The sequence below is a fragment of the Mesorhizobium sp. MC2-1-1 genome, assembly GCF_057597255.1.
In genome coordinates this window covers 2,596,460-2,619,620 of the sequence record NZ_CP195205.1, presented here as the reverse complement: position 1 = coordinate 2,619,620, position 23,161 = coordinate 2,596,460, and the positions used below count along the sequence as shown (strand labels likewise).

At 64.4% G+C, this 23,161-nt stretch carries 21 protein-coding genes and 1 pseudogene; 18 read left to right on the top strand and 4 right to left on the bottom strand.

Annotated features, from left to right (window positions below):
- The first annotated feature begins 213 nt into the window (after positions 1-213).
- From lpxC to ACR64R_RS13135, 5 genes are all read left to right on the top strand, one after another.
- On the top strand, positions 214-1,161 hold the full coding sequence (gene lpxC / locus ACR64R_RS13155) for a UDP-3-O-acyl-N-acetylglucosamine deacetylase (RefSeq protein ID WP_487362043.1): 948 nt from the start codon (positions 214-216) through the stop codon (positions 1,159-1,161).
- A 201-nt stretch (positions 1,162-1,362) separates the two neighbouring features.
- Positions 1,363-2,232, top strand: coding sequence for an outer membrane protein assembly factor BamD (locus tag ACR64R_RS13150; protein WP_487362042.1), 870 nt, complete (start codon positions 1,363-1,365; stop codon positions 2,230-2,232).
- Between the two features lie 8 nt (positions 2,233-2,240).
- Positions 2,241-3,914: a DNA repair protein RecN gene (gene recN, locus ACR64R_RS13145; protein WP_487362041.1), complete on the top strand. Its 1,674-nt coding sequence runs from the start codon at positions 2,241-2,243 to the stop codon at positions 3,912-3,914.
- A gap of 188 nt (positions 3,915-4,102) precedes the next feature.
- Entirely contained in the window at positions 4,103-6,310 is a 2,208-nt protein-coding gene (gene ligA / locus ACR64R_RS13140; protein WP_487362040.1) for an NAD-dependent DNA ligase LigA, read from the top strand.
- Positions 6,310-7,002, top strand: coding sequence for a DUF2461 domain-containing protein (locus ACR64R_RS13135; RefSeq protein ID WP_487362039.1), 693 nt, complete (start codon positions 6,310-6,312; stop codon positions 7,000-7,002). The genes ligA and ACR64R_RS13135 overlap by 1 nt, the downstream gene beginning before the upstream one ends.
- A 39-nt stretch (positions 7,003-7,041) precedes the next feature.
- Here ACR64R_RS13135 and ACR64R_RS13130 read toward each other — a convergent pair whose 3' ends face one another.
- Positions 7,042-7,800, bottom strand: coding sequence for an SDR family NAD(P)-dependent oxidoreductase (locus tag ACR64R_RS13130; protein ID WP_487362038.1), 759 nt, complete (start codon positions 7,798-7,800; stop codon positions 7,042-7,044).
- Positions 7,801-7,957: 157 nt separating this feature from the next.
- Between ACR64R_RS13130 and ACR64R_RS13125 the strand changes: the two genes are divergently transcribed.
- The 11 genes from ACR64R_RS13125 to ACR64R_RS13075 all read left to right on the top strand — a co-directional run bounded on the left by ACR64R_RS13125 (position 7,958) and on the right by ACR64R_RS13075 (position 18,325).
- On the top strand, positions 7,958-9,367 hold the full coding sequence (locus ACR64R_RS13125; RefSeq protein WP_487362037.1) for an aldehyde dehydrogenase family protein: 1,410 nt from the start codon (positions 7,958-7,960) through the stop codon (positions 9,365-9,367).
- Positions 9,345-10,184: an N-formylglutamate amidohydrolase gene (locus ACR64R_RS13120; RefSeq protein ID WP_487362036.1), complete on the top strand. Its 840-nt coding sequence runs from the start codon at positions 9,345-9,347 to the stop codon at positions 10,182-10,184. Before ACR64R_RS13125 ends, ACR64R_RS13120 begins: the two co-directional genes overlap by 23 nt.
- Before the next feature lie 189 nt (positions 10,185-10,373).
- The gene (locus tag ACR64R_RS13115) at positions 10,374-10,958 is read left to right on the top strand and encodes a helix-turn-helix domain-containing protein (RefSeq protein WP_487362035.1); all 585 of its coding nucleotides are present in this window, start codon (positions 10,374-10,376) and stop codon (positions 10,956-10,958) included.
- Between the two features lie 139 nt (positions 10,959-11,097).
- The gene (locus ACR64R_RS13110) at positions 11,098-11,823 is read left to right on the top strand and encodes an ABC transporter ATP-binding protein (RefSeq protein ID WP_487362034.1); all 726 of its coding nucleotides are present in this window, start codon (positions 11,098-11,100) and stop codon (positions 11,821-11,823) included.
- Positions 11,824-11,865: 42 nt separating this feature from the next.
- Complete coding sequence (locus tag ACR64R_RS13105; RefSeq protein ID WP_487362033.1) at positions 11,866-13,020, top strand: ABC transporter substrate-binding protein; 1,155 nt, start codon at positions 11,866-11,868, stop codon at positions 13,018-13,020.
- Positions 13,021-13,036: 16 nt separating this feature from the next.
- On the top strand, positions 13,037-13,741 hold the full coding sequence (locus ACR64R_RS13100) for an ABC transporter ATP-binding protein (RefSeq protein ID WP_487362032.1): 705 nt from the start codon (positions 13,037-13,039) through the stop codon (positions 13,739-13,741).
- A gap of 8 nt (positions 13,742-13,749) precedes the next feature.
- Positions 13,750-14,649, top strand: coding sequence for a branched-chain amino acid ABC transporter permease (locus ACR64R_RS13095; RefSeq protein WP_487362031.1), 900 nt, complete (start codon positions 13,750-13,752; stop codon positions 14,647-14,649).
- Between the two features lie 16 nt (positions 14,650-14,665).
- Positions 14,666-15,760 carry a branched-chain amino acid ABC transporter permease gene (locus ACR64R_RS13090; protein ID WP_487362030.1) on the top strand — a complete coding sequence of 365 codons (1,095 nt, stop codon included), beginning with the start codon at positions 14,666-14,668 and terminating at the stop codon, positions 15,758-15,760.
- A gap of 29 nt (positions 15,761-15,789) precedes the next feature.
- Complete coding sequence (locus tag ACR64R_RS13085; RefSeq protein WP_487362029.1) at positions 15,790-17,184, top strand: glutamine synthetase family protein; 1,395 nt, start codon at positions 15,790-15,792, stop codon at positions 17,182-17,184.
- A 119-nt stretch (positions 17,185-17,303) separates the two neighbouring features.
- A complete protein-coding gene (locus tag ACR64R_RS13080) occupies positions 17,304-18,032 on the top strand; it encodes an AzlC family ABC transporter permease (RefSeq protein WP_487362028.1) in 729 nt (242 codons plus the stop codon).
- Positions 18,029-18,325 carry an AzlD family protein gene (locus ACR64R_RS13075; protein ID WP_487362027.1) on the top strand — a complete coding sequence of 99 codons (297 nt, stop codon included), beginning with the start codon at positions 18,029-18,031 and terminating at the stop codon, positions 18,323-18,325. Before ACR64R_RS13080 ends, ACR64R_RS13075 begins: the two co-directional genes overlap by 4 nt.
- A 77-nt stretch (positions 18,326-18,402) precedes the next feature.
- Here ACR64R_RS13075 and ACR64R_RS13070 read toward each other — a convergent pair whose 3' ends face one another.
- The 3 genes from ACR64R_RS13070 to ACR64R_RS13060 all read right to left on the bottom strand — a co-directional run bounded on the left by ACR64R_RS13070 (position 18,403) and on the right by ACR64R_RS13060 (position 21,848).
- Positions 18,403-20,247: an aminopeptidase P family protein gene (locus ACR64R_RS13070; RefSeq protein ID WP_487362026.1), complete on the bottom strand. Its 1,845-nt coding sequence runs from the start codon at positions 20,245-20,247 to the stop codon at positions 18,403-18,405.
- Between the two features lie 85 nt (positions 20,248-20,332).
- Complete coding sequence (locus tag ACR64R_RS13065; RefSeq protein WP_487362025.1) at positions 20,333-21,205, bottom strand: 50S ribosomal protein L11 methyltransferase; 873 nt, start codon at positions 21,203-21,205, stop codon at positions 20,333-20,335.
- Positions 21,206-21,263: 58 nt separating this feature from the next.
- Entirely contained in the window at positions 21,264-21,848 is a 585-nt protein-coding gene (locus tag ACR64R_RS13060) for an SCO family protein (protein WP_487362024.1), read from the bottom strand.
- 200 nt (positions 21,849-22,048) lie between these two features.
- Between ACR64R_RS13060 and ACR64R_RS13055 the strand changes: the two genes are divergently transcribed.
- Both ACR64R_RS13055 and ACR64R_RS13050 read left to right on the top strand, forming a co-directional pair.
- Positions 22,049-22,552, top strand: a complete 504-nt coding sequence (locus ACR64R_RS13055; RefSeq protein WP_487362023.1) for a cytochrome b — start codon at positions 22,049-22,051, stop codon at positions 22,550-22,552.
- Between the two features lie 81 nt (positions 22,553-22,633).
- Positions 22,634-23,120 (top strand): annotated as a pseudogene (locus tag ACR64R_RS13050) (CreA family protein).
- The last annotated feature ends 41 nt before the right edge of the window (positions 23,121-23,161 follow it).

The following is a 23,161-nucleotide window of genomic DNA, read 5'->3' as shown; positions in this document are numbered from 1 at the left end:
TAAGAAACCGTGATTTGGAGTCTCCAGGCCAGGCCATTATCTTCGCCACGGACTAAAGTCGGTTCGCCGGGATTCGGGGAGTAGCCCAGCCTGCCGATCATACCAGAGCCGCATGCTCTTGCTTATTTTGCCGCATCTATGCGAGCGCCAGCCCATTCAGGACTGGCTGCAAGATACCCAAGGCCGACAGAGCGGACGCAGGCATTAGGGCGTATGGGGTTACTCTTGCACGACTATCAGACGACAGTGAAATCGCGCGCGACGGTGGCCGGCATCGGCGTCCATAGCGGCAAGACCGTCACCGTCCATTTCCTGCCGGCCGACGCCGATACGGGCATCGTCTTCCATCTTTCGAATGGCGCCCAAGCCCGAGAGTTCCGGGCTCTGGTCGCGGAGGTCGGCGCTACCGATCTCTGCACCATGCTCGGCGATCCGGCCGGCGAACATATCGGCACCGTCGAGCATCTGATGGCCACGGTATTCGGCCTCGGCATCGACAACCTCATCATCGAGATCGACGGTTCGGAGGTCCCCATCCTCGACGGCAGCGCCATAGCCCTCGTCGAGGCCTTCGACCAGGCCGGCATCGAGACGCTGGCGGTGAAGCGCCGCTATATCCGTGTCGTCAAGCCGGTGCGCGTCGAAGCCGGGGCATCCTGGGCGGAGTTCCGGCCCTATGACGGCACCCGATTCGAGGTCGAGATCGATTTTGAAAGCCCGGCGATCGGACGGCAGCAATTCGCCTCCGACATCAATCCCGATATCTTCCGTCGCGATATCGCGCGTGCGCGCACCTTCGGCTTCATGAAGGACGTAGAGAGGCTTTGGGCCGCCGGCTACGCGCTCGGCTCATCGCTCGAGAACTCGCTGGTCATCGGCGACGACAATCGCGTCATCAATGTCGGCGGGTTGCGCTATCCCAATGAGTTCGCCCGCCACAAGACGCTCGATGCCATGGGCGATCTGGCGCTGGCCGGCGCGCGCTTCATCGGCTGCTTCCGTTCCTATCGCGGCGGCCATCGCATGAATGCATCGGCCTTGCGCCGGCTGCTTTCCGACCATACGGCCTTCGAGATCGTCGAGACGAGACGCCGCGAGCGGGGCCGGGTAGCCGAGATGATCGCCGTCAGCCGGCCGGTCTACGCGCCCTGGGTGATCTGATTTTTAACCGTTTTCTGGCTTTGTAAGGCGGGCGTGTTGCGCGATTGCATCACGAATCGCTGAAATTGCACAACCTCGCGCATAGCGGCGGGCCGCCACAAAAATGTGCGATTGGCCGGACATAGCGTTGCCGGGCAAGGGGATAATGGTCTATGGCTTCGGCCCGGACCGAAAACGACGCCGAAGGGGCGGAATCCAAACATGTTTTTTTCGCGAGTTGGTCAATCGGTAACGCCGCGTCGGCGTGTTTTGCTGGCGCTGTCGGTGGTTGCTCCCGCGCTCGTCCTGTCGGCCTGCATGTCCTCCGAGAAGGACGTCAATCTGGCGACCTATGTCGATCAGACCGAGCCGGCCGACGTCCTCTACAATCAGGGCCTCGCCAACATGAATGCCGGCCGCCTGGACGAGGCGAGCAAGAAATTCGATGCCGTCGACCGCCAGCATCCGTATTCAGAGTTCGCCCGCAAATCGATGGTGATGGGCGCTTTCGCCGATTATCGGGCGGGCAATTACGACGAAGCGATCGGCACTGCGAAACGTTATCTGACGCTTTATCCGTCGACCGACGACGCGGCATACGCGCAGTACATCATTGGGTTGAGCTACTACCGTCAGATCAAGGACGTCACCCAGGACCAGAAGGAGGCGCGTCAGACCATCCAGACCATGCAGGACCTGGTGACGCGCTGGCCGAACTCCGAATATGTGGCCGACGCCAAGGACAAGATACGCTTCGCCACCGATCAACTCGCCGGCAAGGAAATGCAGGTCGGCCGCTACTATCTCGAGCGCCGCGAATACATCGCCGCCGTGAAGCGATTCCGCACCGTGGTCGAGAACTATTCCAACACCCGCCATGTCGAGGAGGCGCTCGCGCGCCTGACCGAGTCTTACTATGCCATGGGCCTGACCTCGGAAGCGCAGACGGCCGCGGCGGTGCTCGGCACCAACTATCCGGACAGCCAGTGGTACAAGGACTCCTATAAGCTCCTGCAGAGCAACGGGCTTCAGCCGCGGGAGAATGCCGGATCGTGGATCTCCAAGGCCGGGAAGTTGATCACCGGCGCCTGAAGCTTGCGATGCTATCCAGATTGTCGATCCGCGATATCGTCCTGATCGAGAAGCTGGACATCGACTTCCTGCCCGGGCTCTCGGTGCTGACCGGGGAAACCGGGGCCGGCAAATCAATCCTGCTCGACGCCTTGTCGCTGGCGCTTGGCGCGCGTGGCGACGCGTCGCTCGTCCGCCATGGCGTGGGGCAAGGCCAGGTCATCGCGGTGTTCGACGTGCCGCGCAACCATCCGGCCCGCGCGCTACTTGCCGAAAACGACATCGAGGACGATGGCGACATCATCCTTCGCCGTGTGCAGACGGCCGATGGCCGCACGCGCGTCTTCGTCAACGACCAGCCTTCCAGCGTCACGCTGATGCGCGATGTCGGCCGGGCGCTGGTCGAGATCCACGGCCAGCATGATGAGCGCGCGCTGGTCGATCCCGGCGCGCATCGCGAATTGCTGGACAGTTTCGGCGGCCATCTGGGGGCTGCACGCGGCACAGGCGAAGCCTGGCGCTACTGGCGAGACTGCGAACAGGAGCTTTCCAGGCATCGCGCCAAGGTAGAAGCGGCCGCGCGCGAGGCCGATTATCTTCGTGCCTCGGTCGCCGAGCTTGCAAAGCTCGATCCTCAGCCGGGCGAGGAAACGGAACTGGCTGAACTGCGCGCGCAGATGATGCGCGTGGAGAAGATCGCCACCGAAATCCATGACGCGCAGGATGTGCTGTCGGGACCGTCCTCGCCCTTGCCGCAACTCGCCAGCCTGTTGCGCCGGCTGCAGCGCAAGTCGGGCGAAGCGCCCGGCTTGCTCGACGATGTGGTTAAATCGCTGGACGAGGCGATGATCTCGCTCGACGCCGCGCAGTCCGGCGTCGAGGCGGCGCTTCGCGCCACCGAATTTGATCCGCAGCGGCTGGAAAAGGCGGAAGAGAGGCTGTTCGCGCTGCGTGCGGCCTCTCGCAAGCACAATGTCGCGGTCGACGATCTTGCGCAACTGCGCGACACGATGGTGGCCGATCTTGCCGATCTCGATGCCGGCGCGGAGCGGCTGCATACGCTGGAGAAGCAGGCCGCGGCCGGGCGCGAGGCCTATGATATTGCCGCGGCGCAGCTTTCCTCGCTGCGCCATGCGGCGGCGGCGGGCCTGACCAAGGCGGTGATGGCCGAACTGCCGGCGCTGAAGCTCGAACGGGCCGAGTTCATCGTCGAGATGGAAAGCGATCCCGAAAGCCGCATGGAACAAGGCATCGACCAGGTCGAGTTCTGGGTGCGCACCAATCCGGGAACCAGGCCCGGGCCGATGATGAAGGTTGCCTCCGGCGGCGAACTCTCGCGCTTTCTCCTGGCGCTGAAAGTGGCGCTTGCCGATCGCGGCTCGGCGCCGACCCTGGTCTTCGACGAGATCGATACCGGCGTCGGCGGCGCGGTGGCCGACGCCATCGGCCAGCGACTGGCGCGGCTGTCCAAGCGGGTGCAGGTGCTTTCGGTCACGCATGCGCCACAGGTGGCCGCGCGCGCGGCCACGCATTTCCTGATCTCGAAATCCGGCGGCAAGGACCGTGTCGCCACCGGCATCGCCGAAATGGACCGCGCGGCGCGCCAGGAAGAAATCGCGCGCATGCTGGCCGGCGCCGTCATCACCGACGAGGCGCGCGCCGCCGCGGACAGGTTGCTGCGCGAAAATACGGCCGCGGTCTAGCCGCGTCGTTATTCAGGTGCGCGTCCTGATCTTGGTCTCAACACATACTAAGCGCCTGACACGCGCCTCGTAAGCAGAGTCAGCAGATGGCTGTATCCTGCTGTCGGTGAATGATTTTTCCACAGGCCATCTCCCTCGCGGCGAATCCTGATTTATAGTGATCGGCCATAATTCGAGGACCGCGCTTCATGTCGGAAAAACCAGTCGAATCGCTGAGCGAAAGTGAGGCCGCGGCGGAGCTGAAGCGGCTGGCGGCGGAGATCGCCGAGCACGACCGCCACTACCATGCCGAGGACGCACCGATCATCTCCGACGCCGAGTATGACGCGCTGGCGCGCCGCAACCTCGCAATCGAAGAGCGTTTCCCGGATCTGGTTCGCGAGGATTCGCCGTCGCGCCGGGTCGGTTCGCCGCCGGCGGAAGGCTTTGCCAAGGTGCGGCACGCGGTGCCAATGCTGAGCCTCGCCAAGGCTTATACCGACCAGGACGTCGCCGATTTCATCGAGCGCGGACGGCGCTTCTTCGACCGCGACAAGGACCTCGACATCGCCTTCACCGCCGAGCCGAAGATCGACGGGCTCTCTGCCTCGCTGCGCTACGAGAACGGCGTGTTCGTCCAGGGCGCGACGCGCGGTGACGGCACCGTGGGTGAGGATATCACCGCCAATCTGAAGACGATTGCCGACATACCGAAGAAACTCGAGGGCTCGGGCTGGCCGGACGTCATCGAGATCCGTGGCGAAGTCTACATGACCTATGCCGAATTCGAGGCGCTCAAGCAGCGTTCCGCCGCTGCAGGCGGCCAGGACTATGTCAATCCGCGCAACACGGCGGCCGGGTCGCTGCGCCAGAAGGATCCGTCGGTCACCGCCAGCCGCAACCTGAAATTCTTCGCCTATGCCTGGGGTTATACGACGGCCGATCCTGCCCCGACCCAGTATGATGCGGTGCAGAAATTCAGGGAGTGGGGGTTCAAGGTCAGCCCGCTGATGGTGCGGGCGAAATCGGTCGAGGAATTGATCGCGCAATATCACAGGATCGAGGAGCAGCGCTCCTCGCTCGGCTACGACATCGACGGTGTCGTCTACAAGGTCGACCAACTCGAGTTGCAGCGCCGCTGGGGTTTCGTCACCGGCGAACCGCGCTGGGCTGTCGCTCACAAATTCCCGGCCGAGCAGGCGATGACGACGGTCGAGAAGATCGACATCCAGGTCGGCCGCACAGGCACGCTGGCGCCGGTGGCGCGGCTGGCGCCCGTCACGGTCGGCGGCGTGGTGGTCGAGAACGTGACGCTGCACAACGAGGACTACATCAAGGGGCTCGACAGCAATGGCCAGCCGATCCGCGGCGGCATCGACGTGCGCATCGGCGATACCGTGGTCATCCAACGGGCAGGGGACGTCATCCCCCAGATCGTCAGTGTCGTCCTCGACAAGCGGCCCGCCGATGCGGTTCCTTACGAATTTCCGCATACCTGCCCGGTCTGCGGCTCGCCGGCGACGCGCGAGATCAACGAGAAGACCGGCAAGGAGGATTCGCGCCGGCGTTGCACCGGCGAATTGATCTGCGCCGCGCAGGCCGTCGAGGGGCTGCGCCATTTCGTGTCGCGCGGCGCGATGGATATCGAGGGGCTCGGCGCCGAGAACATCGACCTTTTCTTCAACTCCGGGCTGGTCAAGACCGCGGCCGATATCTTCACGCTGAAGGATCGTCGCCCGGCCGTCACCAAGGCGCTGGCCGAGCGGCGCGAGGAGCAGGCGCGGCTGCGCGAGGAAGCCTCGGGCAAGACGCGCAAGAATGTGCGCAGCGCCGAGGAGCGCAACTATGAAGGCCTCGACAAGCTCTTCGCGGCCATCGACGCGCGGCGCGAGCCGGAACTCGACCGCTTCATCTTCGCACTCGGCATCCGCCATATCGGCGAGACGACGGCGGCCGTGCTTGCCCGCCAGTTCTCGACCATCGAGGAACTGATCCGCGTCGGCAAGGAGATGGCGAAGGCGGAGGATCCGCACAGCGTCTTCCCGTCGATCAACGGCATCGGCGACACGGTGATCAACGCGCTGCGCGACTTCTTCGGCAATGAGCGCAACGACGACGTGCTGGATGCCTTGCTCGCGCAAGTCCACCCGAAGCCCTATGTCATGGAAATCTCGGCCGGCAGCGAAGTCTCCGGCAAGACGGTGGTGTTCACCGGCACGCTGGAAAAGATGACGCGCTCGGAAGCCAAGGCGATGGCCGAGCGCCTCGGCGCCAAGGTCGCGGGTTCGGTTTCGGCCAAGACCGACCTGGTGGTGGCCGGGCCTGGAGCCGGCTCGAAACTGAAAGCCGCAAGCGACCTCGGCATCGAGGTGATCGACGAGGACACCTGGCTGCAGCGCATCGGCAGGGGGGGCTGATGGCCGGCGCGTTCAAGGGTTTCGGGCAGAAGGCCATCCCCTTCCTGAAGGCGCTCGACTTTCACCAGAGCCGCGAGTGGTTCCAGGAGAACCGCGACCTTTATGAAAGCGAACTACACGAGCCGTTCTGCGATCTCGTGGAAACGCTCAGCCAGCGCTTTGCGGCAGCGGGCCTCGGTCTGCGCGGCGACCGCAAGAAATCTCTGTTCCGGATCAATCGCGACGTGCGCTTCTCGAAGGACAAGCGACCCTACAACCGGCATCTGTCGGCGATCCTGTCGCCGGACGGCACCAAGATGGAGCAAGGCGTCTTCTATGTGCATATCGGGCTGGAGCGCTGCTTTGCCGGCGTCGCCTGGTGGCAGCCGGCGCCGGAGCTGCTGCAGGCCATGCGCAAGGCGATCGTGAGCAAGCCGGCCGCGTTCCGCGGCATGGTCTCGTCGCTCAGGAAAGCAGGTCTGGAACTCGATGCTGAAGACCGCCTGAAGCGCGCGCCGCGCGGCTTCGAGGAGGTCGGCGACGAGGATCTCGCCCAGGCGGTGCGTAACCGGCATTTCGTGGTCCGGCACGACATCGACCCGGCGACGATCCATTCGCCGGCCCTGGTCGACGATCTCGTCGACTTCACGCTTGACGCCAAGCCGCTGCTCGACTGGGGCAGGGCGATCCAGGGCGCGGTGGCAGCGGCCTGACCTTCAATAGCGTTGGTCGGAGCCGGGCGAAGCCCGCGGTTACATCCGCATCAACAGGCCGCCGTCGACAGGGAGTTCGATACCGGTGATGTAGCTGGCGGCATCCGAGAGCAGGAAGAGGGCCGCGTTCGCCATATCCTGCGGCGTGCCGATGCGGCCGAGCGGGGCATAGTTCGCAACGGCGGCGCGTTTCTCCTCGGTATCCCAGCGCGCCTGCAGCGGCGTCAGCGCCATGCCGGGGCAGATCGCGTTCGAGCGGATGCGCTCGGCGGCAAGCTGCATGGCGAGCGACTTGGACAGCGCACACACGCCGGCCTTCGAGGCCTGATAGGCATCCTGCGGGTTCGGGTCGCCGCGATACCACTGGATGGTGGAGAAATGCACCATGGCGCCGCCGCGCCCGCCGGCGCGCATATGGGGAACCACGGAACGCGCGGTGTGCACGAAGGATTTCAGGTTGATGTTGAAGACGTCGTCCCAGACGCCGAGATCCATGTCGAGCGCAGACTTGTCGCGACCGAACCACAGCACGCCGGCGACATTGGCGAGATAATCGATACCGCCGCGTTCGCGGCCGGCGGCGCCAATGACCTGTTCAACGAAGGCGGCGTCGGTGAGGTCGCCCTGCGAGAAGGTGAGCCGATCGTCATATCCGGCAAGCGAGGCCGGACGCGCCTTCACGTCGATGGCGGTGACGGAGGCGCCGGCATCGAGCAGCGCAACCGCGATGGCCTCGCCCATGCCACCGCCAGCGCCGGCCACCACCGCATGCCTGCCGGTAAAATCAAAGACGACCATCCGTCACCCCTCTTGATGTTGGCGCCAAGGCGCGATGGCGGGACAATAGGGGCGGACAAAAAAACCATCAAGCCGTATTCGAAAAAATTTGCCAAAATGGAAAATCGCGATATCGTGCCGCGATTGACGGCTTTCCTTTTGGGTGGATTTCAAGACGATGAACCTGCATTCCGGCGCACGGACCTTCTCGGTGACCTCTCCTGTCGACGGTTCGACCTATGCCACGCGAAACTATGCCGACGGCGCCGCGATCGAGGCCGCGGTCGCCCGAGCTCGCGCGGCGCTGCCGGCCTGGCGGCGCATGCCTCTGGCCGAGCGCCTGGTGATCCTTCTGCGCTTTGGCGAAGAGATGAAGGCGCGCGCCGCCCCGCTGGCCGAAGCGGTGGCATGGCAGATCGGCAGGCCCTTGTGGCAGGCCGACGAGACGCCGCGCCTGGCGCTGATCGGCGAGCTGCTTGCGAGCGCCGCTCCGCAGACGCTGGCCGATATGCCGTTTCCGTCCGATGAGAACATCCGCCGCTACGCCAAGCCGATGGCCGGCGGCCTTCATCTGTCGATCTGCGCGTGGAACTATCCGACTGCGATGCTCGGCTACCTGGTCACGTCGCCGCTTGGGGCAGGCAATGTGGTGATCTTCAAGCACTCCCCGCAGACGCCGTTGATCGCGGAGCTTGCCGAGGAGGCCTTCCGCGCCGCCGGCGGACCGGAAGGCGTCTTCCAGAGCCTGCATCTCGACCATCTGGACGCCGAGCGGCTGATCGCCTCCGGCGTCCTCAACGCCGTCAACTTCATCGGTTCGGTCAATGGCGGCCGGAGGGTGCACGCGGCTGCCGCCGGGACCTTCACCCAGGTGCATCTCGAGCTAGGCGGCAAGGACCCGACCTATGTGCGCTCCGACGCCGACCTCGAGGCGGCGGTTCCGCTGATTGCCGAGGGCACCTATTCCAATGCCGGCCAGTCCTGCTGCTCGGTGGAGCGCATCTATGTCGACCGCTCGATCCACGACCGCTTCGTCGAGGCGCTGGTCGCGGAGACGGCGAAATGGGGCATCGGTCATCCGATCGGCGAAAAACCGATGGTGGGTCCGGTGGTGCGCGCGGTCGCGGCCGATACCATCCGCGGCCTCGCCGAAAACGCGGTGCGGGCAGGCGCAAAGCGCCTGATGCCGCAGGATGGCGCGCTAAAGGCGGCCAGCCTCGGCACTGCCTATGTCGCGCCCGAGGTGCTGACCTGTGTCGACCATGGCATGCAGATCATGCGCGACGAACTGTTCGGGCCGGTGGCCTGCATCCAGGCCGTCGGCGGCGACGACGAGGCGATCCGGCTGATGAACGACAGCGACTACGGCCTGAGTGCCTCCATCTGGACGCGCGATGTCGAGCGCGGCGTGGCACTGCTCGACGAGGTCGAGGCCGGCACGGTCTACCTCAACCGTTGCGACCACGCCGACCTCTATCTGCCCTGGGGCGGCATCAAGAATTCCGGTCTCGGCCGCACCAACGGGCGCGCCGGCCTGATCGAGGCGACGGCGGCGAAGGCTTACCATGTCCGTTCCGTCATCGCCTGACCGCCAAGGGCATCCGGTCGTGCGGGACCTTGAAAAGCTGGGCGATTCGGCCGTCGCGGCGCTTGCCGCGGACGGCGTGGAACGGTTGCTGCCAGATGCAGACAGCCCCTATCTGCTGATTGCCGAACATGCCGGCAATGTGGTGCCTGCGCCTTGGCGCGACCTTGGCCTGGCGGAGCCCTATCTCGATACGCATTTCGCGGTCGATATCGGCGTCGATGCGCTGACGCGGCGGCTCTCGCAAACGCTGCGCGCGCCGGCCGTGATTGCGCGCTATTCGCGGCTGTTCCTCGACTACAATCGGCCTGCGGACGAATGGGACTTCATGCGGCCGGATCTCGGCGGCATCCCGGTGCCGGGCAATCTTGCGGTCGACGTGGCGGATGCGAGGCTGCGCAAGCTTGTCGCCTGGGCGCCGGTCGAACGCGAGCTTATCGAAGCCGCCTTGCGCCGTCGGGCACTGATCTCGGTGCATTCCTTCACGCCGGTGATGGGCGGGGTGAAGCGAAATGTCGATATCGGCGTGCTGTGGCGGGAACAATCGCCCTTTGTCACCTCGGTGCTGAAAACGCTCGGGACCCAGGGCGCGGAAGCAGGCTTCAGGATCGGCGACAACGAACCCTACGACTGGCGCCAGGCCGTGGGCTACACTTTGAACCGGCATGGGCTGCAGCAAGGCCGGCCCTGCCTCTACCTCGAGGTCCGCAACGACCTGCTTGTCGATCCGGAGACTTTCGAACGCATCAGCCGCCTTCTCGAAAAGGCCTTTTCCACCGTCGCGATATCCCTATGGCCGCAATCGGCCGCAGCCGTCTGAAGGCTGGACGCTCAAATAGCGGACCGCTAGAGCCGGATGATTTCAGGTCGAATCGACCTGAAATCTGAATCCGTCTCCAAATCCAAGAGAGAGATAGAGCATGATGTCGCCCGAAAACCGCTTCACACTTTTCGGCATCATGCTCTAGAGCTTGTCGAATTGGAAACACGACAGCCAAGGGCGTGGACGATGCAAGGCAATGTGGGCAGCAAGATCCGCGACGCGCGCAAGCAGCAGAACATCACCTTGCGCGATCTCAGCGAGCGCTCCGGCCTTTCCGTTTCGCAGCTGTCGAAGCTGGAGAACGGCAAGGCCAGACTTACTGTCGATATCGCGCTGATGATCGCCGGCGTCCTGCACGTGCCGGTGGCCTCCTTCCTGTTCAGCCCGAAGCCCGGGCCGCAGGCGCGCCGCTCGATCACGCGCGCCGGCAGCGGCATCCTGCATGAAGGCAACGGCATGGAATTCGAGGTCTTGTGCAGCGATTTCCGCGACAAGACCAATATTTTCTGGCGTGTAACGCTGCGCGCCAAAAGCTTCGAGGAAAACGGCGGCTGGCGCAGTCATTCGGGTGAAGAGTTCATCCATGTGCTGAGCGGCAGCCTGCAGCTGCACACGCTCCATTACGACCCGACCGTGCTGCAGCCCGGCGACAGCATCCTGTTCGATGGCGAGATGCAACACGCTTATGTGGCGCTCGGGGACGAGCCCGTCATCATGCTGATGTCGAACACGGTGCCGCGCGATGGGCTGCCGCCGGGAACGGGCGCCTGACGAACCGGCCGAGACCTTTCCACTCAAGAATTTTTCTAAAATGGAAAAAAATACTTGTTATGGAAAAGTCGGGGGGCTAGCATCCTTTTGACCGGCCGACAGGAGAACAGCCAGCGGCCGGAAATGGGAGAGATGGCCGATGCTGTCGGTTGAGGCAGTCAGCAAGACATTTGGTGGCGTGCAGGCGTTGCGCAACGCCTCGCTGACCTGCGAGGCTGGCGAGATCCTCGGGCTCATCGGTCCGAACGGCGCCGGCAAATCCACCCTCGTCAACGCCATCTCCGGCGTGCTCAAGCCGGATAGCGGCAAAGTTCGCCTGGCAGGCGAGGAGATCACCGGCCGCGGTCCGGAGCATTGCGCGCGGGCAGGGGTCGGCCGCACCTTCCAGACGATCAGGCTTTTCAAGGATTTGACCGTTCGCCAGAACGTCGAGGTCGCGCATATCACCTGCCGGGCCGTGCGCCCCGACGCAGCCAAGCGCATCGGCGTCGACCAGTTGCTGCACCAATACGAGTTGGCGGGCTTTGCCGACAGCCCGGCCGGCACGCTTCCCTATGGCAGCCAGCGCCGGCTCGAGATCGCCCGCGCGCTGGCGCTGGGGCCGTCGCTGCTGCTGCTCGACGAGCCGGCGGCAGGCCTCAACGAGGCCGAGTCGGAAACGCTTGCGATCGCGATCGAAGGCATCCGCCGCGATGTCGGCTGCGCCACCATCGTCATCGACCATGATCTGCGCTTCATCAACCGGCTATGCGACAGGCTTTGCGTGATGGACCAGGGCCAGGTGATCGCTTCGGGCGAGACGGAAGAAGTGTGGCGCGATCCGCGCGTCATCGAGGTCTATGTCGGGCAGTCGGAGACAGTCTGACGGCCGGGAAGAACAACCACAATGAAAAGAAGGAGGGGTGGAATGGAAAAGATTTTGCTGGGAGCCGCGGTGCTTACCGCCGGCCTGTTGCAGGTCGGGCAGGCTGGCGCCGCCGATCTGAAGATCGGGCTCGCGGTCGCAATGACCGGCGCCTATGCGCCCTATAGCGAGGCCGAGGGTGCGCGCTGCATGGCCGACAAGCTGAACAAGGCGGCGGGGCCGGGCGATCCGAAGGTCGAGTTGATGATCGAGGACAACCGTTCCGATCCGCAGCTCTCGGTCTCGCTCGGCCAGAAATTCCTCGATGCCGGCGCGCAGATCATCACGGGCGTGCCGTTTCCGGATGCACTGATCCCGATGGCGCAGACCGCGCAGCCCTACGGCGCCACAGTGTTTTCGGCGCCGAACACACAGCTCGAGATGCAGCAGGCCGGGCTCGACAATTTCATCGCTGGCGCGGTACCCGATCCGATCAATGCCTCGGCCACCGCCAACGCGCTTTACGGCAAGGGCGCGGGGACCGTTGCGTTGATGGTGTCGCCCGATGCCGGTTCCTACTCGGAAAAGCTGCCGGAGTGGTTCGGCGAGGTGTTCGAGCATCTCGGCGGCAAGGTGGTCGGCAAGTTCAACTATTCCTACGGCACCACCGACTGGTCGCCGCAGATTGCCAGTATCAAGGCGCTGCCGCAGAAGCCGGATGCGATCCATATCTGCGCCGTGCTGCCGGACGTCGGCATCCTGATCCGGCAATTGCGCGCCAATGGATATGACGGCTGGGTGGCTGGTTGCGACGCCTTCGACGACAAGTCGCTGGAAGGCACCGTCGGCGATCCGAAATCGCTGGAGAAGGTGATGTTCGCGACTCACGGCGCGACCGGCGTCGACGGCCCGATCGACAAGTTCCTCGCCCAGTGCAAGGCCGACGGTTACAAGATCAACGGCATCTTCGACGCGCTCGGCGCCGACATGGTGCAGATCAGCTACGAGGCGGCCAAGAAGGCCGGCACCGTCGAGCCCGCCGCCTTGCGCGAGGCGATCCGCGCGCCGGGCGGTTATCCGGGCACGACGGCGCCGACGATCTCCTTTGCCGAGAAGAAGGGCTATCCGGTTAAGGCCGTTCCGGTTATGGGCTTTGCCGATGGCAAGCGGGTGCTGATCACCGACACCCGGCCGACCTTCGTTCCGGCGCTGAACTAGGGCGGGGCGGGAACACGTGCTGAAGGTCGAGAAGCTTGTCGTGCGCTATGGCGCCGTCACGGCGGTGCGCGAATTGTCGCTGGAGGTCGGGCAGGGCGAGCTTGTCGCCCTGCTCGGGCCCAACGGCGCCGGCAAGAGCTCGACCATCAACGCGCTGACCGGGCTGGTTACGCCGGCCTCGGGGCGTATCGTCCTTGACGGAAAGGACATCTCGCATGTCCGCACCGAGGACCGCATCCGCGCCGGGCTGACCTCGACTCCGGAAGGCCGGCACATCTTTGCAAATCTCAGCGTCGGCGAGAACCTGCGGCTGGGGGCGGCGACACGGCGCGACCCTGCCGGCGTGCGCCAGGACATCGAACGGTTCCTGTCGCTGTTCCCGGTGCTTTCCGAACGCTACGGCCAGGCGGCGGGCACGCTTTCGGGCGGCGAGCAGCAGATGCTGGCGATCGCCCGTTCGCTGATGTCGCGGCCGAAACTCCTGCTGCTCGACGAACCGTCGCTCGGACTGGCGCCGAAGATCGTGTCGCGCATCTTCGATTTCATCGGCGAGCTCAAGGCGCAAGGACTGACGCTGCTGGTGGTCGAGCAGAACGCCAAGCAGGCGCTGCGCTTCGCCGACCGCGTCTATGTCGTGAGCTCGGGCACGCTGCGCTACGACGGACCGCCGGCCAAGCTCGCCGACGAGCACGGCCTGTTCAACCTCTATATAGGCGGGTAGGCGGCGACATGGATTATGCCCTGCAGCAGCTTCTCAACGCGCTCGCCTTCGGCGCGGAATATTCCCTGGTGGCGCTCGGACTTGCCGTCGTCTTCTCGATCATGGGCCTGGTCAATTTCGCGCATGGCGAGATCATCGGCGTATCGGCCTACAGCGTGTTCCTTGCCGCAGCACTCGGGCTGACCTCGCCATTCGTCGCGGTGCTGATCGCGGTCGGCATGGCGGCGCTCGCCGCGGTCGTGTTCGAGCGCGTCGCCTTCCGCCCGGTGCGCTACGCGCCGACCACGACCGGGCTCCTCACCGCCTTCGGTGTGTCGATCGTGGTGCAGAACCTTTTCATGCTTCTGATCTCGCCCAAGCCGCAGTCGGTCTCTATCCTAAACGGCTTGAACCAGATGTGGTTCTTCGGCCCGTTTGCCGTCTCCTCGCTGCAGGTGATGGAGCTGATCGTTTCGTGCCTGACCATCCTTGCGCTGGTGCTCTTCCTCAACCGCTCGACGCTTGGTCTGGCGATCCGTGCCGCCTCGCGCGATTTCGCCACTGTGCGGCTGATGGGGATCAAGGCAAACCGGGTCATCGCCACGGCGTTCGCGATTTCAGGCGGCCTGGCGGGGATCGCCGCCGTCTTCATCCTGGCCCGGCGCGGCAGTGTCTCGCCCGACCTCGGCTTCGGCCTGGTGCTGAAGGCTTTCGTCGCCTGCGTCATCGGCGGCTTCGGCTCGCTGCCTGGCGCGGCGGTCGGCGGCATGCTGCTCGGCTTCATCGAAGTCGGCCTGCTCGTCGCCCTGCCGCAGGAATATGCGGGCTTCAGGGACGCGCTCACCTACGCGATCATCGTCGCCCTGCTGGTCTACCGGCCCGAAGGCCTGCTCGGTCAGCGCATCGAACTCGGCGACAAGGAAATCTGACGTGGGGAGATCTGAGATGGCAGGCTCCGAATTGTCGCAGGCAGTCGAACAGATCGCGTCCCCGGCCGCCGCGCAGTCCGGTAACACGGTCTTCCGCTCGCTGATCGGCGGGCTGGTGACGGCGCTGCCGGTGCTGGTCATCGGGCTCCTGGTGCTGAATTTCGCGCCGACCTACTACACCTTCCTGGCGCTCGGCGCCTTCGTGAACCTGATCGTGGTGGTCGGGCTGCAAGTGTTCATGGGCAATTCCAACATCGCCAATCTCGGCCACAGCGCCTTTGTCGGCCTCGGCGCCTATGGCGTCGCCATCCTGTCGACGCCGCTTGCCATGAAGAAGGTGTCGATCCCCAACGCCCCGTTCGGTTTCGGGACGTTGGAGCTCGATCCGGTTTCGTCGGCGCTCATCGCGCTTGCCGTCGTCGGCATCGTGGCGCTGGTCAGCGGCAAGGTGATCAGCCGGCTGTCCGGGGTTGCAGCGACCATCGTCAGTCTGGCGCTGCTCATCATCGTCCACTCGGTGTTCCTCAACTGGACTGACCTGTTCAAGGGCAACCAGGCTTTCTTCGGCATTCCCAAAGTCGTCGGCTTGCCGTGGATGTTGGTCTTTGCGGTGCTGGCGATCGTCGCGGCGCGGCTGTTCAAGGACAGCCGCTGGGGCCTGCAGCTGAGAGCCAGCGCGCAGAGCCCGCAGGCGGCGGCGGCACTCGGCATCGATGCGAAGAAGCTGCGGCTGATGTCGTGGGTGCTGTCGGCCCTGATCTGCGGCCTCGCCGGCGTGCTCTACGCCTATTTCGCTGGCACGATCAGCCCCAAGCTTTTCTATTTCCAGATGATCTTCAACACGCTGGCGATGCTGATCCTCGGCGGCATGGCAACGGTGACAGGGGCGGTCACCGGCGTCATCGTGCTTTCGATCGGACTGGAATTCATCCGCAGCATCGAATCCGGTGTGACCGTCGCCGGCATTCAGTTGCCGCAACTGCTCGGCCTGTCGGGCGTAGCGCTCGGCGTGGTCATCGTGCTCAGCATGGCGTTCCGGCCAAGCGGCATTAGCGGACGGCATGAGCTCGATGAGCTGCTGTCGCTTCTTTTCCGGCGCAACGCCAAATAGCGTCGTCATTTCCTGGTGGAGGGTTGAACGTGGAATTCGAGGACAGGGTGGCGGAGTACGCGCCGAAGCTCGAGGCGCTGCAGGCCGAGCTTGCATCGCGCGGCGTCGAGTTCGTCGAGGTGCATACGGTCGACACGTCAGGCGTGGTGCGCTCCAAGATCGCGCCGCTGAAGCTCTCGGCCTCCGGCGAGTCGATCAACGCCATCCTCTATTGCGTCACCCATGGCGACGGCCAGCCGATGGGCGATGTCGCTTTCGCCTCGCCAAGCGCCAATGAGGAAAACGGCTTTCCCAATATCAAGGGCATCATCGATCCAGATACGGTGACGCAGCATGGCTGGAAGCCGAAATTCGCTTCCGCCATCACGCGCTCCTACATGCTCGACGGCTCGCCCTGTGCCTATGACCCCCGCAACGTCCTCGCCCATGTCGAGCAGCGCGCCAGGGCGCTTGGCTACGAGCCGAAATTCGCCCTCGAATACGAATTCGGCATTTTCCACGCCGACCACGATCTTATGCGCGCCGGCCGCTATCGCGAGCTCAAGCCCTGGGGCCATTCGCTGATCAATTACGACCTGGTGCGCAGCGGCGAGTACCAGGATTTCGCCGCCGAGTTCATCACGCGCATGAAGAGCATCGGCATCGGCGTGGCCTCGATGGTGACCGAATATGGCTACGGCATGTATGAGTTTGCGCTGACGCCGAAGAGCGCGCTGGAAGCCGCGGACGCCGCCATGCGGGCCAAGCTGCATCTGCGCGAGCTTTGCGCCGAGCGTGGGCTTGTCGCCACTTTCATGACGCGCTTCCAGCCGCCGGGCAAGGAAAGCGCCTGCGGCGCGCATCATCATGTCAGCCTATGGCAGGACGGCAAGCCGGCCTTCGCGGCCGGCCCCAACCGCCTGACACCCGTCGCAGAAAGGTTTCTCGCCGGCGTGCTCAACCGCATGCAGGAGACGCATATCTTCTTCCGGCCGACGGTCAATTCCTATCGCCGCTTCGATCGCGGCGCGTGGTCGCCGGAGGACGTTGCCTGGGGCTTCGAGAACCGCACCGCGCCGATCCGCGCCATCACCACGCCGAACGATGCCGCCTGCCGGTTCGAACACCGAGCGCCGGGGGCGGACGTCAATCCATATCTCTCGATCGCGGCGATCCTGGCGGCAGGCTGCGAAGGCATCGAGAAGGACCTGCCGCTTGAGCCGCCGGTGACATCCAACCTTGCCAATCTCGACAAGCCGAAGCTGCCGCGCACGCTGAACGCATCCATCGAAGCCTTTGCCACATCCGACTTCTGCGCCGAAGCTTTCGGCGAGGCGTTCCGCGACAACTACGCCGAAAGCCGCCGCGCCGAGCAGGCGGCGTTCGATGCCTGGCAGGCGTCGCACATCACCGATTTCGAGTGGCAGCGTTATTTCGTCAGCTGAGCTGCCAAGGCCTCGGCGCTTGCAACCCGGCGATCAGTTCCGCTGATCGCTGGGTCAAGCGAATTGGTGTGACAAGCAGGGCGAGGCTCCCTACATCGGGCGCTCCAAGGGAGCAGTGGATGTCGGCGGAAGCGATCTCCGAAAGCGGAGCGAGGAGCGATTTCTGGGACGGCGTTCGCCTGTCCATGCCGGTCGTCGTGGCATCGGCGCCGTTTGCGCTGCTGTTCGGCGCGATCGCCGTAGACAACGGTTTCTCGGTGCTCGAAGCCTTCCTGATGAGCGCCATGATCTATGGCGGCGCCAGCCAGATGGTCGGCATCGAACTGTTCGGCCAGCATGTGGCGCCGTGGCTGATCGTGCTTTCCATCTTCGCGGTGAATTTCCGCCATGTGCTCTATTCGGCCGGCATCGGCAGGCGCATCGCACATTGGCCGGTGTTGCAGCAGGCACTGGGCTACTTCATCCTGACGGACCCGCAATTTGCCGTGGCGGAGGCGAGGGCCGTGTCGGGCAAGCCGGTCGGGTTCGTCTGGTATCTTGGGCTCGGCCTGCCGGTCTACGTGTTCTGGGTGATCGAGAGCGGGTTGGGCGCGGTGTTCGGCAAGCTCATTCCCGACACCCATGCGTTGGGCATCGATTTCCTGCTGCCGATCTACTTCCTTGGACTCGTCCTCGGTTTCCGCAAGCGGCCGCTCTGGCTGCCCGTCGTCGCCGCAAGCGCGGCCGCATCGATCGTCGCCTACAAAACGGTCGGCTCGCCCTGGCATGTCTCGATCGGGGCGATCGCCGGTGTGCTGCTCGCCGTGGTCCTGCCGCCGCATCACAGCGGAGTGGGGGAGCGGCCGTGAGCACGACCTTCTGGATCATCCTTGCCGGCGCCATCGCCACCTATCTCACCCGTGTCGGCGGTCACCTCGTCATCTCGCGCTTCGAGAATATCCATCCGCGTGTCGAGGCGGGGCTGAACGCCGTGCCTGCCGCGGTGCTGACGACGCTTGTCGCGCCGGCAGTGCTTGGCGCTGGGCCCGCCGAATGGGCGGCGTTGATCGTCACCGCGGCGGTGTCGCTGCGCGGCGGCCTGATGGCGATGTTCCTGGCAGGTGCTGCGGTGCTGATAATCGCCCGCCAGTTCGCCGGATAGCTTTCCATCCTGGATGGCTGGCGCTGCCGCTCATCGCGCGGTCGGGCATTCTCCCCGTAGAACGGGGAGAATGAAACTCATATCTTCGCGTCGTGAGGCAGCGGGGCGGTGGCTTTCTCCAGCCAAGCCAGCGTCTCGCCATCGACCATCGGCCCGATCTCGGCTAGCACCCAGGCGTGATACTGGTCGAGCCACTGCAACTCGTCCCGGGTCAGCAGATCGGTGCGGATGAGCCGCTTGTCGATCGGCGCCAGGGTCAGCGTCTCGAAGCGGTGCATGGGAATGTCGCCGCCCTCCACAGGCTGTGCCGGCGTGACCAGGATCAGGTTCTCGATACGGATGCCGTAGGCGCCTTCCTTATAGTAGCCTGGCTCGTTGGACAGCATCATGCCGGCAAGCAGCTTTTCCGTGCCGGTGCGGGCGATGCGCTGCGGCCCTTCATGCACGGCTAAGTAGGAGCCGACGCCGTGGCCGGTGCCATGGGCGAAGTCGCAGCCATGCTTCCACAGCGCCATGCGGGCGACTGCGTCGATTTCCGAGCCGCGCGTGCCGGCGGGAAAACGCAGTGTCGAGATGCCGATCATGCCTTTCAGCACCAGCGTGAAGCGCTCGCGCATCTCCTCGGTCGGCTCACCGATTGGAACGGTGCGGGTGATGTCGGTGGTGCCGTCCTGATACTGGCCGCCGGAATCGAGCAGGAACAGCTCGCCGCTCTCCAGCTTGCGACTGGTGGCGCGCGACACGCGGTAATGCATGATGGCGCCGTTCGGGCCGGCCCCGGAAATCGTGTCGAAGGAGACGTCGCGCAACGGCATCTGCGTTTCCTCGCCGGTCCGTCGACGCATCTCCTCCAGCTTGGTGACGACGGCGATCTCGTCCAGCGAGCCTGGCTTCTGGCGGTCGAGCCAGCAGAGCAGCTTGGCGATCGCGGCACCGTCGCGGCGATGCGCGGCGCGGCTGCCGGCGATCTCGGCCTGGTTCTTGGTGGCGCGCGGAATGCGCGCCGGATCGGCGGCCAGCACGACGGTGCCGCCATTGTCTTCGGCCAGCATCCGGAGCCTGTCCGCCGCCAGCACTGGATCGAGCGCGATCCTGGCGCCGTCCTTGGCCAGCTCGACGATCGCGGCTTCGAACTCGTCCGGATCATGCAGGTCGGCAAGCTGCGTGAGATAGGCCGCAACCTGGCGCGGGAATTTGCGCTGGTCCATGAACAGCTGGTGCTTGCCGTCGGCGGCGAGGACGGCAAAGCCAAGCGCCAGCGGCGTGTGCGGAACGTCGCCGCCACGAATGTTGAAGGCCCAGGCAATAGAGGAGGGATCGGTCAGCACGGCGTGGGTGGCGCCGTCCTTCTGGATGGCGCCGGCCAGCCGTGCCAGCTTGTCCTTGGCAAGCTCGCCGGCAAAATTGAGTTCCTGCAACTCCACCGGCGCCCGCGGCGGCTCGGGCTGGTCTTCCCAGATCATGTCGATAGGGTTTTTGTCGAGCGCCACCAGGGTCGCGCCAGATTGCTCGGCTGACGCCTTGAGCGCCTTGATGTCGCCGATCGTGTGCAGCCAGGGGTCGAAGCCGAGCCTCGCACCCTTGCCGAGATTGTCCTTGATCCAAGAGGCCGGCGGATTGTCGATGAGGCTTTCGATGCTGAAGATCGACAGGTCAACCTCGTTACGCACCTGCAGCGTGTAGCGGCCGTCGACGAAGATGAAGGCGCGATCGCGCAGGATGATGGCGACGCCGGCCGAACCGGAGAAGCCGGTCAGCCATTTCAGCCGCGCCGAGCGGTCGGCGACATATTCGCCTTGGTGCTCGTCCGCGCGGGGAACAAGGAAGCCATCCAGGCCGTTCTCGGCCAGCCATTGCCGCAGCAGCGCCACGCGAGGCTTGCCGACGGCCGGATCACCAGCGGAATCAAAGGTCTGGAACATTTCTGGCGTCTCCCTCGAATGGCTTGGACCGAGCCTAGCGCATGCCTAGCCAATCCGGAATCGATTTCGGCAGGGCCAGACGGCCTCAGCGCTTGAGGTGAATGGTTACCCAGCCTTCGCGATGCAGAGTGCGGACGTGGCGAAAACTCTGGCCGACATAGGCCGAGATCACCGCGTCGCGTTGCCGGTCGAGGATGCCGGAAAGCACCAGCGAGCCGCCGAGCCTGATGTGCTTTGCCATCTGGGGCGCAAGCCGCATCAAAGGCCGGGCCAGGATGTTGGCGACGATGAGGTCGAAAGGCGCGCGCCTGGCGAAGATCGGGTTGTGGAAGCCCGGCGCCGTCACCGTCTCGACCAGTGCTTTCACGTGGTTCAGGCGGGCGTTGGCGGCGGCGACGCGGACGGCGACCGGATCGATGTCGGTCGCCAGCACCGGAATATGCGCGAGCTTGGCGAGCGCGATGGCAAGCACGGCGCTGCCGGTGCCGAGGTCAAGCGCGTTGCGCGGCCGCTCGCGCAACACCACCTGCTCCAGCATTTCGAGGCAGCCTGCGGTGGTGCCATGATGTCCAGTGCCGAAGGCAAGTCCGGCCTCGATCTCGATGCCAAGGTCGCCAGGATGGCGCCTGGCGCGGTCGTGCGAGCCGTGGACGAGAAAGCGGCCCGCGCGCACGGGCTTCAGGCCTTCCAGTGAGCGCGCCACCCAGTCCACATCGGGAAGCACCTCGCGCTCGACGGGTTTCGGCAGGCCGAGACCGGCGAGGATGTCCCTGACCCTAGCTTCGATGGGGTCGATGTCGCCGTCAGCGTAGAGCGATACTTCGTGGACGTCTCTTTCCTCGTCGAGCTCCAGGACGGCAATCGGCAAGCCGTCGTCTTCGAAAGCTTTGTCGAGCGCCTCGAAGATGCGGGCGGCTTCGACCTTGTTGGCGATGAGATAAAGCCGGGTCTGGCTCATCGCAAATACTCAGGTTTGAACATTATCTTTTCCGAAAACCGGTTCCCACTGTTCGGGATCATGTTTGCCCGCCGGCAGCCAACCGCTTCAGCTTGGCGACAGCGGTATCGGCGCTTTCGCCATAGGCAATGGTGCCGGCGAAATCGCCCTTGGCATTGAGCAGCAGCACCGAGGCCGTATGGTCCATGGTGTAGTCGCCGTCGCCGGTGTCGACTTTCTTCCAATAGATGCCGAAGGCCTTGGCCATGGCGTGCACCTTTTCAGGATCGCCGGTGATGCCGGTGATGCGGTCGGAGAAGTTGCTGACATAGGTATTCATCGTCTCCGGCGTGTCGCGCTCCGGATCGACGGTGACGAAATAGGCGTTGAGGTTCTTGCCGCTGTCGCCCATCGTCTTCAGCCAGCCGGACAGCTCGAACAGTGTCGTCGGGCAGACTTCTGGGCAATGGGTGAAGCCGAAGAACACGACGCTCGGGTGTCCCCTGAAGGCGGCTTCGGTGATCGGCGCGCCTTTCTGGTCGACCAGCGTAAAGGGCGCGCCGAAGGGTTCGCCGCCATAGCGGCTGCGGTACCAGTCAAATGTCAGCCAGCCGATGCCCGCCGCCATCAGGATGAGAATGCCGACCAGGATTGAACGCATCATCAGTGAATGTCCCGTCGTGATTGCTTTGGGGCAAGCCAGTTTTGGCGACAGTCTTAGCGGGTCGGTGACGGCCGTGCAAAGATGTCGCGTTGCCGCAATCGGATGGCCAGACCGATTGCCGTGGACCATTACCGATCCTTAATTTGACCGGTCTCGGCTCACAACTATCTTCCGCGAGACTTTCGTAATGGAGAGCCCTGATGGCCGGTGCGCCAGTATCCTATTCGAAGACCCAGATCTGGCTGCATTGGAGCATCGCGGCGCTGATCCTGGTTCAGTTCGTTGCCCATGACGGCATGGAGCATGTGTGGCGTGCGCTGCGCCGGGGCCAGGAGGCCTCGGCCGGCGATTGGCCGCTGGCCTACATGCATATCGTGCTAGGCCTTGCGGTGCTGGTGCTGGCCGCCTGGCGGCTGTGGCTGCGAACAACGCGCGGTGTCCCGGCGGTGTCGGGCATGGAGCATCCGGCGCTGCGGTTGCTCGCGAGGATAACGCATCTGGCAATCTATGCGCTGATCTTCATCGTGCCACTTTCCGGCGCCGCGGCCTGGTTCCTGCAGGTGCCCGGCGCGGGGCTGGTGCATGGCCTCGGCAAGAACATCCTCCTCTATGTCGTGCTGCTGCACATCGCCGGCGCGCTCGTCCAGCACTTTGTTCTGAAGTCGAATGTGCTGCGGCAGATGCTGGCCTTCCGGCAGGCTTAGTCCTCGCGGTCATCGGGCGGCTTGCAAAAGCCACGGTTCTGTCCCACCTGACACCGGCAAACGTGAACCGAGGAGGCTTCCTTGCGAAAACTGACCGGCTTATTCGCCGCATGTCTTGCTCTCAGCGCCGGCGCGGCCTTGGCCGACGAGGTGGGTAAGGTCGGTGTCGACTGGGTCGGCAACGACATCATGATCGACGCGATCAAGGATCCGAAAGTCGACGGCGTCACTTGCCATGTCGCCTATTTCGACCGCAGCATCATCGACCGGCTGCACAAGGGCAACTGGTTCGACGGATCCTTCCGATTCGTCGATCTCCTGCCGTCAGACCGGGCCGATCACCATCGGCGACATCGATATGAGCGAAGGCGGCGAGGAGGTGTTCAAGCAGGGCCTCAGCCTGATCTGGAAGAAGCAGGTGGTGAACCGCATTTACGACAGGAAGAACGAGACGCTGATCTATCTGTCGCATTCGCGCCAGGTGCAGAACGGCTCGGCGAAGATGTCGGTCACGACCGTGCCGCTCTATGGCCAGAACGTCGTGTGGACAAAGGGCAAGCCTCAATAGGATGAGGCGGACGACCGGCCCCGCTTGCGGGACCGGTCGCT

What these genes read in the sequence shown, in the direction of transcription:
- lpxC (WP_487362043.1), top strand. Translation starts at nt 214, where the DNA reads ATGGGGTTACTCTTGCACGACTATCAGACGACAGTGAAATCGCGCGCG.
- ACR64R_RS13150 (WP_487362042.1), top strand. Translation starts at nt 1,363, where the DNA reads ATGTTTTTTTCGCGAGTTGGTCAATCGGTAACGCCGCGTCGGCGTGTT.
- recN (WP_487362041.1), top strand. Translation starts at nt 2,241, where the DNA reads ATGCTATCCAGATTGTCGATCCGCGATATCGTCCTGATCGAGAAGCTG.
- ligA (WP_487362040.1), top strand. Translation starts at nt 4,103, where the DNA reads ATGTCGGAAAAACCAGTCGAATCGCTGAGCGAAAGTGAGGCCGCGGCG.
- ACR64R_RS13135 (WP_487362039.1), top strand. Translation starts at nt 6,310, where the DNA reads ATGGCCGGCGCGTTCAAGGGTTTCGGGCAGAAGGCCATCCCCTTCCTG.
- ACR64R_RS13130 (WP_487362038.1), bottom strand. Translation starts at nt 7,800, where the DNA reads ATGGTCGTCTTTGATTTTACCGGCAGGCATGCGGTGGTGGCCGGCGCT.
- ACR64R_RS13125 (WP_487362037.1), top strand. Translation starts at nt 7,958, where the DNA reads ATGAACCTGCATTCCGGCGCACGGACCTTCTCGGTGACCTCTCCTGTC.
- ACR64R_RS13120 (WP_487362036.1), top strand. Translation starts at nt 9,345, where the DNA reads ATGTCCGTTCCGTCATCGCCTGACCGCCAAGGGCATCCGGTCGTGCGG.
- ACR64R_RS13115 (WP_487362035.1), top strand. Translation starts at nt 10,374, where the DNA reads ATGCAAGGCAATGTGGGCAGCAAGATCCGCGACGCGCGCAAGCAGCAG.
- ACR64R_RS13110 (WP_487362034.1), top strand. Translation starts at nt 11,098, where the DNA reads ATGCTGTCGGTTGAGGCAGTCAGCAAGACATTTGGTGGCGTGCAGGCG.
- ACR64R_RS13105 (WP_487362033.1), top strand. Translation starts at nt 11,866, where the DNA reads ATGGAAAAGATTTTGCTGGGAGCCGCGGTGCTTACCGCCGGCCTGTTG.
- ACR64R_RS13095 (WP_487362031.1), top strand. Translation starts at nt 13,750, where the DNA reads ATGGATTATGCCCTGCAGCAGCTTCTCAACGCGCTCGCCTTCGGCGCG.
- ACR64R_RS13090 (WP_487362030.1), top strand. Translation starts at nt 14,666, where the DNA reads ATGGCAGGCTCCGAATTGTCGCAGGCAGTCGAACAGATCGCGTCCCCG.
- ACR64R_RS13080 (WP_487362028.1), top strand. Translation starts at nt 17,304, where the DNA reads ATGTCGGCGGAAGCGATCTCCGAAAGCGGAGCGAGGAGCGATTTCTGG.
- ACR64R_RS13070 (WP_487362026.1), bottom strand. Translation starts at nt 20,247, where the DNA reads ATGTTCCAGACCTTTGATTCCGCTGGTGATCCGGCCGTCGGCAAGCCT.
- ACR64R_RS13065 (WP_487362025.1), bottom strand. Translation starts at nt 21,205, where the DNA reads ATGAGCCAGACCCGGCTTTATCTCATCGCCAACAAGGTCGAAGCCGCC.
- ACR64R_RS13060 (WP_487362024.1), bottom strand. Translation starts at nt 21,848, where the DNA reads ATGATGCGTTCAATCCTGGTCGGCATTCTCATCCTGATGGCGGCGGGC.
- ACR64R_RS13055 (WP_487362023.1), top strand. Translation starts at nt 22,049, where the DNA reads ATGGCCGGTGCGCCAGTATCCTATTCGAAGACCCAGATCTGGCTGCAT.